We start from the raw sequence: 14,896 nt of genomic DNA, 5'->3' as shown, positions 1-14,896 counted from the left end.
AGACGCTGTCCTATATGGGCCAGTCGCTGTCCTTGCCCAATGCGTTGTGCGGCAGTGTTGTACTGAAGGTGAAGGCTTTGGGCCGCTCCGGCGCTGTCAGATTGGCCGCGCACCATACCTGCAGAAGTGCCGCAAGGGCTGCGCTGTCATCCTGGCCTTCGGCGGGCACGATAAAGGCTTTCAGGCGCTCGCCTTCAGCGGGGGACATCAGCCGAACAGCCGCTGCGGTAACCTCGGGCAAGCTCTGCAGGCGCTCGCTAATGCTGGCGGGGAACACATTGATTCCGCCGACCTGCACCGCTTTGTCGCGACGGCCTAGGGGGCGGAAATAGCGCTGATCCAGCCACTGCAGTTGGTCGTTCAGCGGATAGTCAACGCCGCTGACGCCTTCGCTCAGGGTGTCTCCGTGACTGCCGCGCTGCCAGCGCGGCAGCAGTTTGAAAGGCGCCTCGGGGTCGCTGCGCAGGCCGATCCCGGCGGTCTCACTTGAGCCGTATACCTCGATCATGCATTCGATGCCCTGCTGTTGCAGTTGGCGAATGATGCCGGGGTCACAGGGGCCGGTGGAGGTAATGGCAGTAACCCCCGGCGCAAAGCTGACGCCCTGGCGACTCAGTTGACCCCAGATAAACGGAAAACCGATCAGCACATCGCCCGCCTGCAGCTTGCGCTGGTTGATCAGTGCCATTGCCTGCGGGCCACGTATAACCGGCAGTTGCAGCCGCAGGGGCAGCAGTACGCTAAAGATAAAGCCATAAATATGGTGGCACGGGCTGAGCGCGATAATGCGCTGCGCCGGCTGCTCGGCGCCCGGACCAAGGTATTCGGCAAAAAAACCGGCCTCGTTGACCAGGGCATCCCACTGCTGCAGGCATTGTTTGGGGGTGCCGGTGCTGCCGGATGTGGCAAAGGTGAGGTTCTTGGAGCCGCGCTCGCGGGCGTTAACAACCAGCTCTGCCCACTCACCAAGGGTCTTGAAGCGCAGCAGGTAGTCTTCAAGACCGCTGTCATAGATGCTGAAGAAGGTGGCAACACGAGTAGCCAGGCTAAGCAGCTCCAGGGAGTCTGCGCCTATGGCAATCGGCTGCCGCTCAGGCTCAACAATGCCGTGCGCCTCACCGAGCAGAGTCGACGAATCCCAGCCCTGGCTACCTGTCTGGTGTGCGGACAGGTGACGCAGGGATTTTAGCTCTTCAGCGAGTAGTGAAACAATCACGGGCAGAATGCTGGCCTGATCTAGCTCAGGTCCGTTCAAGCTGACCCCGTCAAGTTGCTGAGCCATGGCCAGTGAATCACAGGCGCTTGACGAAAACCCAATAGGTGTCGCCGGTCAGGGCCTTCTTCATGTGCACTTTTACTTTGGTGGGCTTCATTTGGTAGTCGAATACATATTCGAACATCGTGTTGAGGCTGCCACTTTTTACGCCTTCGGCGAAACGGCCCTGGAACTCGGGGCGGTTGGTGCAAGGCGCCACATCACGGAAAAAGCTTTTGCCAATTACCTCGCTCGGCTTACGGCCGGTGATGTCACCTTCAGCAGCGTTGTACTGCAGGATTTTGCCGGAGGCATCGAGCTGAATGGCACCAAACGCCACCTTGTCGAGTTGCCCGGCGGTCATCTTGGAGAGGGTGTTTTCAATGTCGTTCGAACCGAAACTGACTAATTCCATGACGTGTTACCTCTAGGGCTATGCAGCGATTATGTTGTACAGCATGCTATATTTGTACAAGTCATGCAAAGCTATTTATGAGCCGTTTTCGCATGCATAGGTCCGTGGGCGGAAACCGCATGTTCGCTGTGCGCACCTAGCGCACATGCAACCCAGTCAGTTCTCGTGCTGCAGCACTTGCAGCGCATGGGCCAGGCTGGCCTTCGAGAACTCGCCCAGTTGACTGCCAACCTGACGACCTTCCGCGTCATAGAATAGCGTGCTCGGTAAGGCTGTCGAACCGACATGCTGGCCAAGGCGGCTGTTGCTGTCGAAGAGTAGGTTATCCAGGTTCAGGCCAGCGGCTGCCAGGTACTGATTGACCACAGTTGGTCCTTCACCTTGGTTGCCCGTGCACGACTGCCTCGGTTGCCCGCTGTATGTACAGGACCAGCCTTGGGGACTGCGCACCAATACCAATACCGCATGGCGAGATTACTCGCACAAGCTAAGGAGTCAGGTCGTAAACAACAGCCCCAAAGGCGCGTTACAACGGCCGGAAAAGACCAAGCGGCTGAGGGCGTGACACGCTACGCGCCTGCCTTGTCAGATAACCGCTTCGAGCGCCTTGAGTAGCTGCGCAATACTGGCCTCATTGCGCTTGTAGTACGTCCAAGGGCCAATGCGCTGTGAGCTGACCAGTTGGGCGCGCTGCAGGGCCGCCAGGTAGTTGGAGACAGTGGACTGCGAGAGCCCAACGCGTTCCTGAATGATGCTCACGCACACGCCAAATTGCTCGGGATTGGCTTCCTGTTCGGGGAAGTTTTCTCGCGGGTTCTTCAGCAAGTTGAGGATGGCTAGGCGGGTTGGATTGTCCAACGCCTTAAGCGCTTCGGTAACGTCAATGCTCATGGGCACGGCATACAGTGATTTTTCGCGACTCTACCAGATTGCGACTTGACCCGCTGCACGCCCTCTCACCGAGCGCGCGCAGCGGGGTTACTTAGCCCTGGTAAGCCGGGTAGTCGCTGTACCCGCGCTCAGTGCCGCCATACATGCTCGTTGCATCAACCTCGTTCAGCGGCCAGTCGTTGGCAATTCGCTCGGGAAGGTCGGGGTTGGCAATAAAGGGCCGACCGAATGCAACCAGATCAGCCCAGCCTGCCGTGATCGCTGCCTCAGCCCGTTGTGGGGTGTACTTTCCCGCATACAGGATGCGGCCACTGAAGGTTTCCCGAACCGCACGGCGGAAGGTTTCTGGTAACTCCGGGGCAGCGTCCCAGTCCGCTTCGGCCAATGACAGATAAGCAATGCCGACCGCCTCCAGCACCTTGATCGCCTCGATGTAGGTCTCGTGCGGGTTCTCTTCCACCAGGCCCAGGTACACGCGCTCTTCGTCAGTGCTGACGAACAAGGGGGCAAAACGCACACCCAAGCGATCGGCCCCCACCACATCGGCAACGGCTTGGGTTATTTCAGCGAGAAAGCGCAAGCGATTCGGCAAGGAGCCGCCATATTCATCCGTACGCACATTGCTGTGTGCCGAGATGAACTGATTGACCAGATACCCATTGGCGCAGTGCAGCTCCACGCCATCAAAGCCCGCTTCAAGGGCATTACGCGCCGCCTGCGCATAAAGCCGCACCAACTCTTTAACCTCAGCGGTGGATAAAGCCCTCGGGGTGGACGGCTCTGCTAAAGCCCCCGCACCGGGTGCGGTTTCAATGAAGACTTTAACGTTACGCGCCGGCAGCGCGGACGGCCCCACCGGCTCACCGCCATGTGGTTGCAGCGAGGTGTGGGATACCCGACCCACGTGCCAAAGTTGGGCAAAAATAACCCCGCCTTCGGCATGCACCGCCGTGGTGACTTTCTTCCAGCCTTCGATTTGCTCGGGGCTATAAATACCCGGTGTCCAGGCATAGCCCTGACCGCGTGGCTCGATCTGCGTGCCCTCCGTGACCATAAAACCGGCACCCGCGCGCTGGCCGTAATAAGTGGCCATCAGGTCATTAGCGATGTTACCCGGCTGAGAACTGCGCGAGCGAGTCAGGGGCGGCAACACGATGCGGTTGCGCAGCCAGTAAGGGCCAAGCTGAGTGGGGGTGAAGAGGGGTTCATGTGCCATTTGATTTAATCCATATATCGCGAATTATAGATATGCAAGGTTAAGATCATCACGCCTCGATGCGGCTCCCCAGCGGGGGATTTATCTGCCAAACCGACTGGCACGAGATGATGGATGGGGCGGCATTCTAATCGCCATATCGATAAATGCAAATATCTAGATTTCAGGTATCAGTGCTCAATTCCAAATTGAGCACTGCAGTGGTCAAAATGGTGTAGGTTCAAGGTGTTGGAAAAAGCGCTCATTTGACTGAAAAGGGAGTTCTAGACGAATTAGTTGCGGATTCCACGCCATTCGGACACTCAGCCCACGCTGATCCGGACACCTGTTCCACGGTCATCCGGACAGGCAGTCGGAGCGCAGCGACGCAGGATATGCATTGTTAGTCTGAGGTGCCCGGCGTCGTCAATTTCTTCGCCCGCCTGCGCATCGACTCTCCCTTCAGGTTGATCCGGTAGGCGTTGTGCACCAGGCGGTCGAGGATGGCGTCGGCCAGGGTCGGATCGCCGATCAGTTCGTGCCAGTTGTCCACCGGCATCTGACTGGTCACGATGGTTGAGCGTTGGCCGTAGCGGTCGTCCAGCAGCTCCAGCATGTCGCGGCGCTGTTCGGTGGTGAACGGTGCCAGGCCCCAGTCATCGAGGATCAGCAGGTCGGTCTTGGCGTAGCTGCTCATCAGCTTGACGAAGCGGCCGTCGCCATGTGCCAGGCCCAGTTCTTCCAGCAGCCGTGGCAGGCGCAGATAGCGCACGCTGCAGCCGTCCCGGCAGGCCTGGTGGGCCAGGGCGCAGGCCAGCCAGGTTTTGCCGACGCCGGTGGGGCCGCCGATGATCAGGTTGAGGCCGTCGCGCAGCCACTGGCCGCTGCGCAGTTGCAGGATCAGCGCCTTGTCCAGCCCGCGCGGGGCGCGGTAGTCGATGTCTTCGAGGCAGGCGTTGTGCTTGAGCCGGGCCTGGCGTAGGCGGCTGCTCAGGCGCTTGTCGTCGCGCTCGGTCAGCTCGCGATCGACCAACAGGCCGAGGCGTTCTTCGAAGCTCAGGCTGTCGATGTCGGGTGTTTTCAGTTGCTCGGCGAGGGCTTTGAGCATGCCGTGCAGGCGCAGGGTTTGCAGCTTGTCCAGGGTCGGGTGAGGCAGCATGGTGGGATTCCTTTGTTCAGTGGTAGTAGCCGGGGCCGCGCAGGTTGGCGTGGTCGTCCGGTAGTAGGGGTAGGTTCTGTTGAGCCAGCGGCAGGTTTTCCAGGCCTTGGCGCAGAATCGATTCGAGGCTTTTGTAGCTACAGGCACCGAGGCTTAGGGCGCGCTGGCAGGCGGCTTCCAGCCGTTCTTCGCCGTGGTGCTTGCCCAGGCGCAGGATGCCCAGGCAAGCGCGGTAGCCATGCTGCGGATGCACGCGCCGTTCGAGGATGTGGCTGATTACGCCGGCGGTGTTCGGGCCGGTCTGCTCGGCCCAGCGGATCAGCCGTTGAGGCGTCCACTCGGCATGCTCGCGATGGCTCTTGGGCATGTGCTCGGTCTGCGTGCTGTGCCGGCCTTTGTGCAGGGAGCGTACGTGGCTGGCCACCCGCTGGTTGGCGTGGAAGCACTCCACGGTGCGGGCCGTCAGACGCACCTCCAGCTGCTTCTTCACCAACTGGTAGGGCACCGAGTAGTAATGCCCATCGACCTCGACGTGGTAGTCGATATGCACCCGCGCCTTCTTCCACTCGGCATAGACGTAGGGCTGCTCCGGCAACGGGCGCAGAGCCGGGCGATCCAGGCTGGCGAAAGCCGCCTGGCGGGAGCCCGGTAGCTTCTTGAACGGCCGTTGGTTGAGTCGCTCCAGCAGCACGGCGATGGCCCGGTTGAGTTCGTCCAGGGAGAAGAACTGGCGATGGCGCAAGGCGGCGAGGATCCAGCGCTCGACCACCTGCACGCCGACCTCGGCCTTGGCCTTGTCGCGCGGCTTACGGGCCCGCGCCGGCACCACCGCCACACCATAGTGCTCGGCCAGATCGCGGTAACTGGGGTTGATGTCCGGTTCGTAGCGATGGGCCTTGCTCACCGCACTGCGCAGGTTGTCCGGCACCACGATCTCCGGTACCCCGCCGAGGAAGGCGAAGCAGCGGGCATGGGAGCCCAGCCAGTCGGGCAACTGCTGCGACCAGGTGGCCTCGGCGAAGGTGTAGCTGGAGGCACCGAGCACCGCGACGAACACCTGCGCCTGACGGATCTCGCCGCTGTGCCGGTCGATCACCGGCACCGTCTGGCCGGCATAGTCGACGAACAGCTTCTCGCCGACGCGGTGCTCCTGGCGCATCACCACATCCAGTTTGCCCTGCCAGGTCCGGTAGTGGTCGCAGAACCAGCTGTACTGGAAGCCCTGTGGCTGGCCCAGCCGATACTCCTGCCAGAGCAGCGCCAGGGTCACGCCTGGTCGGCGCAGCTCGGCATGCACCCAGGCCCAGTCGGGAGTTGGTCGTTGCTCAGAGGGGATCTCCGGCGGTGGCGGGAACAGGCGCCGCTCCAGCTCGGCGTCGGACAACTCAGTAGGGAGCGGCCAGGAGAGGCCGCAGGCCGTGAATCGGCAAAGGTAATCACCGGCACTGCTGTGACCTATGCCCAGACTGCGGGAGATCTTACGGACAGACAGCCCGCAATCGAACTTGAGGCGCAACACTTCACGGATTTTACGCATGGATAAACGCTCCACGACGACCTCTCTGCTTCGAAAAAGAGGCCAATGGTAGTGAATAAATCCTGCGTAGCTGCCTGCCAGAAAGTGTCCGGATGGCTGTGGAATCAGTGTCCGGATGCTCGTGGAATGGGTGTCCGGATCAGCGTGGAATCACTGTCCGGATGTGCGTGGAATGGGTGTCCGAGTCAGCGCGGAATCCGCAAATTAGTCGAGCCATTAGACATTCAGCTGGTTGTCAGCCAGCCCTGCTCTAGCCTGTAACTATATATAAATCAACGGATTAGCGGTAATACAGGTGGGTGGCGGCGAATGTCTAAATCCTGTGGGTTGGATATTGTTAGACATTTGCACCTGATGCCACGCTAGCCTGCCGCGGCAAGATGGGACAGGTACAAGGAAGCCGGCATAGTAAACAAGGCTAACGAATCGGCGCTGGAAGCGAACATCGAAAAATACCTGACCGGTTTGATCAGCCCAATCTATGCGCCATGTAAGTGGGCAAGACGCTGCAGTACCTGCTCGCAGCGCATCCGTCACCCATCGCGAAGCTCACGAAACGAAGCCCCTCCAGTTGGCAGTTGGGGTGACGACTACGTGGTTAGCTCAAACGCCAGCATGTTGGCAATACACACTTTTGGCCCAGCATTGGCTATGTGCCCTACGACAGTATGAGGTCGGTGGTTGGGGCCTTTTGCGTTCACGATCAAGTCTTGCGCACTCACTTGTGTGAAGCGCACATCTGCCCTCATGCAAGTTTCCGTTTCGTTCATCATGGAAATGGTTTGCGCAGGCTCAACGTAACCCAGTAGACCGACGACGCCATTGGTCTCATAGGGATCCATTGCACGGACAAAGCATCCGAAGCCTGCCTCACCAAGCAGATCATTTGCGATATCAGTTGCCGAACGAATGATCTTGGCTTCCATAGCGAATTGGAGTTGCAGCGCTGGATTAGCGGGGAAGAACACAAGGTCTGGACGCTTGGAACTCGACCCAGTAGCAATGTCGCTGGGGGCAGTGTGGTCGGCAATAACAAAAGCAATACTGATTCCCGGCACCAGTGTTTTGGCTCCCCCACGCTCTTGTAGTAAGCGCTGAGCTTCAATCGAGAGGTGGGCTGTAATGGCCGTTTCGGAGATGTTGGCTGGCGCTGCAGTTGCCCGCTTTCGCTTGGTTGTAGCACCGCGTGTTGCACAGAACTGTCCCCACCTAGTGGGCTGCACCAAGGCGTGATGCGCTGACAGAAGGACGTCGTAGCACTGTGTGACGAACCTTGCGACCGCTGATGCGCGATAGGGATTAAAGCCCGCATCAATCAGGGACCGATGAAGCTTTTCTGAGAAGTTTCCGGGGGTCATTGAGCAGCCAATAGAAGGTTCGCAACTCGCAGTGCATCGCCATACGCACGGTCAAGCGAAAAGTTGAGGAGCCCAGCTGGCTTGTAGACTTGTATTTGTCGCCCACCTTCAGTCCACATGACACGCGCTGAGTCGTGGAACTGAAACGCGGTCAAGTGGGCCGCTGGCGGCTTCGGCAGCGGCTCGGTCATGTCAATTACGACTCGAGCTGAAGAGTCGCCAATGCAACTCGAACTACAGCGTAGGAAAAGCGTGCCAAAGCTACCGTGCAAGGAGGCACTCAACACCGCCAAGTAGTCGTCAGGTACCTTGTCAATACGTTTGTTTGCATTGACAGGCGTGAGGCCATTTTCAAATTGAAGACGCATGTCAAGGTAGTCCTGCATGGCAGCTGCGACGTCCTGGACTTGCATTGCTGCCATAAGGTCCTGCGTGTCAGCGGCATCATCAGGTTGCAGGAAGTATTCCGGTCGAGGCACCGCAATCTCGTTCAAGTCGCGCCTCTCAACGCGAGTGCGATCCACCTGCCAAAGTTGTCCGAACAATGCGAATTGAAAACGTGCGAAGTCGCTCATCAGGAAGCGACCCAGTTTGGACAGCACAGTGGCGCGCTCAGTGAGCGTCAAATGGGCCGGGTTGTCTTTCCAGTAGATCACGTTCATTGACGAGTTGACTGCTAGAGGAAATCTGACCTTCAAGGCCTGGGCCAGGCTTCGCGAGACCAGCAACCGCTCGCCCTGAAACTTTTGGCGATGTTGTGCGCTGCAGGCTTTGAGCCTCTGTTCAGATAATTGCTTGGGATGACCCGCTAGCGTTGTGAATCCTTCACCGTATTTGGCGAAGTCGTTGATGCTGCAAATCTCGTCGGCGCATAAAAGAGTTCTTGCCGGCGTACTGCCTCCCGCCGACACCAGCCCCAACTGCACCAGCAATTCACCGAATGTGGTCGCTGTGCCTTGTGACACGGCTTGGCGTAGTCTGTTCTTTGCGGCGCGATCCAGGGGGCGAAGCGCGTAAGCATCGAAGATCTGCCCCTGATCACGAAAGACGAGGGCGCTGGGCATCCATTGCACGTCGGAGCAGTCGATCGCCAGCGTCCACATCGCCTTGGGCGTGAAAGGTTGAGTCCACAAAGCAGGCGAATAGAATGCTGTCCGGCTCGCATATGTAACTGCACGCGCAGAGACGAACAGCAAAGCAGCAGGCTGCTCCGCGTTTTCGAAAAGATGTCGACGCCATTGCGACAAATTGACGATGGCCCGAACATGGAATGTCTGCCCCAGCGCAGTTAGGAATGTCTTCGCGGAAGGGCTCGAAATCGACTTTGACGGCATGACGAGGCCCAGCACGCCGTCAGACTCCAGATAGCGCCTTAAGCTCAACCACGTTATATGCTCAGACGCTTCTTGGCCATCGACCGGGTCATCGCTGTCGACAGTGAAGGTTGTGACCCTCCCTAGTGGCTTCCAAGGCGGGTTGCCTGCCACGCATGTGAACTTGATCTCTTCAAAATGTCTCGGCGCACTGAAGAAGTCTGCCACCAAGATGTTCTTACCGATAAGAGGCGGGAAGACCTTCGGTCGCCGCCTCTCGGTAACGATGGCCTGCAACTCGGCCGGATCCGCGTACTCAAGGAGATTTAAATAAAGGCTGAATGCAGCTACTGCCGCTGCCGATGCAGCTTTCTCAACTCCGTAAATGCATTGCACTAGGATCTGGCGCAATTCTTCCATGGGAAGACGTTGCAGTCGACGCTCGACAAGAACGCGCTCAACGATCCGCCGGAAGGCAGCTACAAGAAAGACGCCGGATCCGGCAGTGGGATCCAGAACGCGTGAGTCCTTCGAGAACTCACGATCATCGTCAAGTCGATTGACGACGAAGTCCACGAGAAACGGTGGTGTGTAGACAACACCGTCGTTGCGCACGCTAGTGGGACTCTCGCTCCTCAGGAACTCCTCGTAAACCGCCGAGAGTGTCTCGATCTGGATCGCCGTTAGGTCAATTTCAAAGAGCTCAGTCTGCTCACCTCCCTTGTGCAGCGTTGTGCCTCCGCGCAGGTAATCGATCGCAAGATCAAGATGCTCTTGCCGGATTTTGAGTCGTTGATCGGAGTCCAATACAAAGACTGCACCGTTGAAGATGTCGTCGATCCGATCCTGCAGCGCCCAAAACTGGACGAGAGTGATTGCTGGTCGGGTGACATGCAATGAGCCGTCGACTGCGACCAGCCCTTGCGCCCACTCGCTGGGCATAACCCCTCGATCCAATAGGAGGAATGTATATAGGACGCGCCCGATCAGTCGGTTGACGATCGCGGCAGGAAGCTCTCCGCCCTTGATTGCGGAGGCCAGGCGTTTATGAAGATGCTCCAATCCTCGCAGCAAGCGCTTGTCCACTGTACCTGCCGACTGCAGCCTGAAATCGCGCCATTGCAGCGATGATCGCAGGCGCACTGCAGCGAAATCCTTGAGGTCAGAGCCTGCACTCATCTTCTCTAGATTATCGACGTCGGTAAAAACTACGAGTCTTGCCCAGTCGCCTTCAGACGCGAAATCAAAACCAGGACAGATAATGAAGCGCTTTTGGACTGCAATTATGAGCCACGGTGCGAGACCTTGACTCCATACCCATCGATGGTGTCGCCGTGCTTCCTCGACGCTATCGGCGTGAGCGAGGTAAACAATGGGAACGAATCGGCCGGTGGCCCTGTCACCAAATCCAGGCTCCCATGCGCCGAAACAGGCTTGCAGCTTGATCGCGTCCACAGCAGCGTGCAACGCATGAGCACTACCAACCGCCCGGGAAAAATCTGACGGTCCCTGAAGTAGTCCCTCATCGCCGGAGTAACCGAGCTTTCCGATAAGCCAGTCGATGTGAGTACTCACAGCAGCCCCCCGACCTGATGAGGCTCAGCAGCACCGTGACTACCGCCAGGTACCAAGAGGCATGACAAGTTGCTAGATATCGCTCCTAGTTGAATCCGCGCGAGGGATAACACCGAACCCCCCCAAAAACTGGGCACTATTGACGCCACGGTCAGCGGCCTCGCCAAGAAGGATAGGAGTGATGGCGCAGGTGCAAGAAGCCACTCCGACTTCGAATAGTTCGGCACAGGCGCGGGCCGAATGCACAGGTACTACGCAGCGAAGTCATTGATGGTCATCCCTGTCTTACCAAGATGGCGTCGAAACTCAGCGTAAAGCACTGATCCACCTAAGTAAATCTTATTATCCTGTGGAAGTTCCACCGGACTGTAAACGATGCTTAGCTCCATATGATGTCCTGTATGCATGCGCTGTAACTGCGGCCCTTTAAATTCACTGTAGAGGCTTTGCCATTGCAGTACCGATGACTTGGTTACCACGCCGGACTCTAAAGAATCTAGCCTCGAACTCAACAGGCACTCGCGCGTAAAGGCCTCAGCTGCGCCGCAACCTTCAACCGACAGGACCTTTGGGATCAATGACCCTTGTCTCACAGCATGCATTGACCGAGACAACCCACCGTGAAAACTGAATCGCTTTCATGATCAATCCCTCGTATTCGGAGATATCACAACTCAGTTTAGGCCACTGCAATAGTTAACTTAGAGAGAGCCAACTTAAAAGGCCCCGCTTGATCTCTCAAACGGGGCCTTTTCGTTACTGCTGCAGTCACGCTGCTGTCACCGTGTCTAAATTTACCGGGATGAAACAGCGTAACCTGCTGATTTATTTGGCGCACCAGGCGGGATTCGAACCCACGACCCCTGCCTTCGGAGGGCAGTACTCTATCCAGCTGAGCTACTGGTGCAGCGCGGGCGCAATCATACGCATGTCGCTGGCGGGCGTCCATGCTGCTGCCTTGTTCGCAATTCTGCACGGCAGCGGCCGACTAGCTGTCTAGCCATATAAGGCGGGTGAATACGTTCAATATCCCGTTAATTTTTTCGAACAGACTATTGCCCTTTGCCCTTCGCGACCCTAGGATTCGTTTGAGATTTCAAACGCTCTTGCTGAAAATGTGTGCAATTCCCGGTGAATGTTCATCCGCGAGGCATACATCAGCTGCAAGGGTGCACACACCGAACCGATACGCGCCGCTTGGCGGCGCACCCAGCGCACGTGCCGATACCAGGGTGTCGGATTAAGGAGACTGCCATGCAACTGAAAGACACCCAGCTGTTCCGTCAGCAGGCGTATATCGACGGCACTTGGCTGGACGCCGACAGCGGCCAGACCATCAAGGTCAACAACCCGGCCACCGGCGAAATCATCGGCACGGTGCCGAAGATGGGCGCTGCGGAAACCCGTCGCGCCATCGAAGCGGCTGACCGTGCGCTGCCGGCCTGGCGTGCGCTGACTGCCAAGGAGCGCTCGAACAAGCTGCGTCGCTGGTTTGAACTGCTGATCGAAAACCAGGATGACCTCGGCCGCCTGATGACCCTGGAGCAGGGCAAGCCACTGGCCGAAGCCAAGGGCGAGATTGTCTACGCCGCTTCCTTTATCGAGTGGTTCGCCGAAGAAGCCAAGCGCGTGTATGGCGACGTGATTCCGGGCCACCAGCCGGACAAGCGCCTGATCGTGATCAAGCAGCCGATTGGCGTGACTGCCGCGATTACCCCGTGGAACTTCCCGGCGGCGATGATCACTCGTAAAGCCGGTCCGGCCCTGGCCGCCGGTTGCACCATGGTGATCAAGCCGGCTTCGCAGACGCCATTCTCCGCCCTGGCCCTGGTTGCTCTGGCCGAGCGCGCCGGCATTCCGAAAGGCGTGCTGAGCGTGGTCACAGGATCAGCCGGCGATATCGGCAGCGAGCTGACCAGCAACCCCATCGTGCGCAAGCTGAGCTTTACCGGCTCCACCGAAATCGGTCGCCAGCTAATGGCCGAATGCGCCAAGGACATCAAGAAGGTCTCGCTGGAACTGGGCGGCAACGCGCCGTTTATCGTGTTTGACGACGCCGATCTGGATAAGGCCGTCGAAGGCGCGCTGATCTCCAAATACCGCAACAATGGCCAGACCTGCGTCTGCGCCAACCGTCTGTATATTCAGGACGGCGTGTACGATGCCTTCGCCGAAAAGCTGGTCGCCGCCGTGGCCAAGCTGCAGATCGGCAACGGTCTGGATGAAGGCACCACCACTGGCCCGCTGATCGACGACAAGGCTGTGGCCAAGGTTCAGGAACACATCGCCGACGCCCTGAGCAAAGGCGCGCGCCTGCTCGCTGGCGGCAAGCCGCATGCGCTGGGTGGCAGCTTCTTCGAGCCAACCATTCTGGTTGACGTGCCGAAGAATGCCGCCGTGGCCAAGGAAGAAACCTTTGGCCCGCTGGCGCCGCTGTTCCGCTTCAAGGACGAGGCCGAAGTGATCGCCATGTCCAACGACACCGAGTTCGGCCTGGCTTCGTATTTCTACGCCCGTGACCTGGGTCGCGTGTTCCGTGTGGCGGAAGCCCTGGAATACGGCATGGTCGGCGTCAACACCGGGTTGATCTCCAATGAAGTCGCACCGTTCGGCGGCGTGAAAGCCTCGGGCCTGGGCCGCGAAGGCTCGAAGTACGGTATTGAGGATTATTTGGAAATTAAGTACCTGTGTTTGGGTATCTAAGACATTGACCCGTAGGAGCCACGGGGACGCCTAGTCCTTGCTGGTGATCCGGCAGCCCCTGATCGCCAGCAAGCTGGCTCCTACCTTGTAGCTAGTGCAGCTTGCCGCCAGTAGCGGCGAATGAGGACATCATGAGCAAGACCAACGAATCTTTGATGCAACGCCGCACCGCTGCCGTTCCGCGCGGCGTGGGCCAGATCCACCCGATCTTCGCCGAATCGGCGAAAAACGCCACAGTAACCGACGTTGAAGGTCGCGAGTTTATCGACTTCGCCGGCGGCATTGCGGTGCTCAACACCGGCCACCTGCATCCGAAAGTGATTGCTGCGGTGCAGGAGCAACTGACCAAGCTGACCCACACTTGCTTCCAGGTGTTGGCCTACGAGCCTTACGTCGAGCTGTGCGAGAAGGTTAACGCCAAGGTGCCGGGCGACTTTGCCAAGAAGACCCTGCTGGTGACCACCGGCTCCGAAGCAGTAGAAAACGCCGTGAAAATTGCCCGTGCTGCCACTGGCCGCGCCGGGGTGATTGCCTTCACCGGCGGCTACCACGGCCGCACCATGATGACTCTGGGTCTGACCGGCAAGGTCGTGCCGTACTCGGCCGGCATGGGCCTGATGCCCGGCGGCATCTTCCGCGCCCAATATCCGTGTGAACTGCACGGCGTGAGCACCGATGACGCCATCGCCAGCATCGAGCGCATCTTCAAGAACGACGCCGAGCCGCGCGATATTGCAGCGATCATCATCGAGCCGGTACAGGGCGAGGGTGGTTTCTACGTCGCCCCGAAAGACTTTATGCAGCGCCTGCGCGCCCTGTGTGATCAGCACGGCATCCTGCTGATTGCCGACGAAGTGCAGACCGGCGCTGGTCGTACCGGCACCTTCTTCGCCATGGAACAGATGGGTGTTGCTGCCGACCTGACCACCTTCGCCAAATCCATCGCCGGCGGTTTCCCGGTGGCCGGTGTGTGCGGCAAGGCCGAATACATGGACGCCATCGCCCCTGGCGGTTTGGGCGGCACTTATGCCGGTAGCCCGATTGCCTGCGCCGCTGCCCTGGCCGTGATGCAAGTGTTCGAGGAAGAGCAGCTGCTGGATCGCTGTAAAGCGGTTGGCGAGCGCCTGGTTACTGGCCTCAAAGCCATCCAGGCCAAGCATAAGGCCATCGGTGATGTGCGCGCCCTCGGTGCGATGATCGCCATGGAGCTGTTCGAAGACGGCGATCTGCACAAGCCCAACGCCGCACTGACCGCCGCTGTAGTGGCCAAGGCGCGCGACAAGGGCCTGATCCTGCTGTCGTGCGGCACCTATGGCAACGTGCTGCGCGTGCTGGTACCGCTGACCGCCGAAGATGCCTTGTTGGATAAGGGCCTGGCGATCATCGCCGAGTGCTTCGACGAACTGGCGTAAGCGCAACTGCTGTATGGAAAACCCGCTGCGGCGGGTTTTCTTTTGCTCGGGATTATGTGGCGAGCGTTATTGGCTTACGTGTT

Annotated in this window: 10 protein-coding genes, 1 tRNA gene and 1 pseudogene; 2 read left to right on the top strand and 10 right to left on the bottom strand. The window is 58.8% G+C overall.

Annotated elements, in window-relative coordinates; all coding sequences use genetic code 11:
• Window positions 1-10: 10 nt before the first annotated feature.
• The 10 genes and pseudogenes from AC0T4W_RS21710 to AC0T4W_RS21665 form a co-directional block, all read right to left on the bottom strand.
• Window positions 11-1,282 carry an AMP-binding protein gene (locus AC0T4W_RS21710; RefSeq protein WP_476322706.1) on the bottom strand — a complete coding sequence of 424 codons (1,272 nt, stop codon included), beginning with the start codon at window positions 1,280-1,282 and terminating at the stop codon, window positions 11-13.
• A gap of 10 nt (window positions 1,283-1,292) precedes the next feature.
• On the bottom strand, window positions 1,293-1,670 hold the full coding sequence (pyp, locus tag AC0T4W_RS21705) for a photoactive yellow protein (RefSeq protein WP_476322703.1): 378 nt from the start codon (window positions 1,668-1,670) through the stop codon (window positions 1,293-1,295).
• A gap of 156 nt (window positions 1,671-1,826) precedes the next feature.
• Window positions 1,827-2,057, bottom strand: a pseudogene (locus tag AC0T4W_RS21700) (TlpA family protein disulfide reductase); the annotation flags it as partial.
• Between the two features lie 198 nt (window positions 2,058-2,255).
• Complete coding sequence (locus AC0T4W_RS21695) at window positions 2,256-2,561, bottom strand: ArsR/SmtB family transcription factor (RefSeq protein ID WP_476322700.1); 306 nt, start codon at window positions 2,559-2,561, stop codon at window positions 2,256-2,258.
• Window positions 2,562-2,652: 91 nt separating this feature from the next.
• The gene (locus AC0T4W_RS21690; protein WP_476322697.1) at window positions 2,653-3,777 is read right to left on the bottom strand and encodes an alkene reductase; all 1,125 of its coding nucleotides are present in this window, start codon (window positions 3,775-3,777) and stop codon (window positions 2,653-2,655) included.
• A gap of 382 nt (window positions 3,778-4,159) precedes the next feature.
• Window positions 4,160-4,915 (bottom strand): IS21-like element helper ATPase IstB, encoded by a 756-nt coding sequence (istB, locus tag AC0T4W_RS21685; protein WP_476315508.1) that lies wholly within the window; start codon window positions 4,913-4,915, stop codon window positions 4,160-4,162.
• A gap of 16 nt (window positions 4,916-4,931) precedes the next feature.
• Complete coding sequence (gene istA / locus AC0T4W_RS21680) at window positions 4,932-6,452, bottom strand: IS21 family transposase (protein ID WP_476322694.1); 1,521 nt, start codon at window positions 6,450-6,452, stop codon at window positions 4,932-4,934.
• 590 nt (window positions 6,453-7,042) lie between these two features.
• Entirely contained in the window at window positions 7,043-7,810 is a 768-nt protein-coding gene (locus AC0T4W_RS21675; protein WP_476322691.1) for a hypothetical protein, read from the bottom strand.
• The gene (locus AC0T4W_RS21670; protein WP_476322689.1) at window positions 7,807-10,698 is read right to left on the bottom strand and encodes an HsdM family class I SAM-dependent methyltransferase; all 2,892 of its coding nucleotides are present in this window, start codon (window positions 10,696-10,698) and stop codon (window positions 7,807-7,809) included. The genes AC0T4W_RS21675 and AC0T4W_RS21670 overlap by 4 nt, the downstream gene beginning before the upstream one ends.
• Window positions 10,699-11,528: 830 nt before the next feature.
• Window positions 11,529-11,605 (bottom strand) — tRNA-Arg (locus AC0T4W_RS21665).
• Between the two features lie 347 nt (window positions 11,606-11,952).
• Between AC0T4W_RS21665 and gabD the strand changes: the two genes are divergently transcribed.
• Together gabD and gabT are read left to right on the top strand one after the other, a co-directional pair.
• Window positions 11,953-13,401 (top strand): NADP-dependent succinate-semialdehyde dehydrogenase, encoded by a 1,449-nt coding sequence (gene gabD, locus AC0T4W_RS21660; RefSeq protein ID WP_476322686.1) that lies wholly within the window; start codon window positions 11,953-11,955, stop codon window positions 13,399-13,401.
• A 131-nt stretch (window positions 13,402-13,532) separates the two neighbouring features.
• Complete coding sequence (gabT, locus tag AC0T4W_RS21655; RefSeq protein WP_476322683.1) at window positions 13,533-14,813, top strand: 4-aminobutyrate--2-oxoglutarate transaminase; 1,281 nt, start codon at window positions 13,533-13,535, stop codon at window positions 14,811-14,813.
• The last annotated feature ends 83 nt before the right edge of the window (window positions 14,814-14,896 follow it).

The organism is Pseudomonas sp. C7.1, from assembly GCF_056312395.1.
The sequence above is the reverse complement of the archived record's forward strand: the minus strand, read 5'-3'. Positions and strand labels throughout refer to the sequence as shown.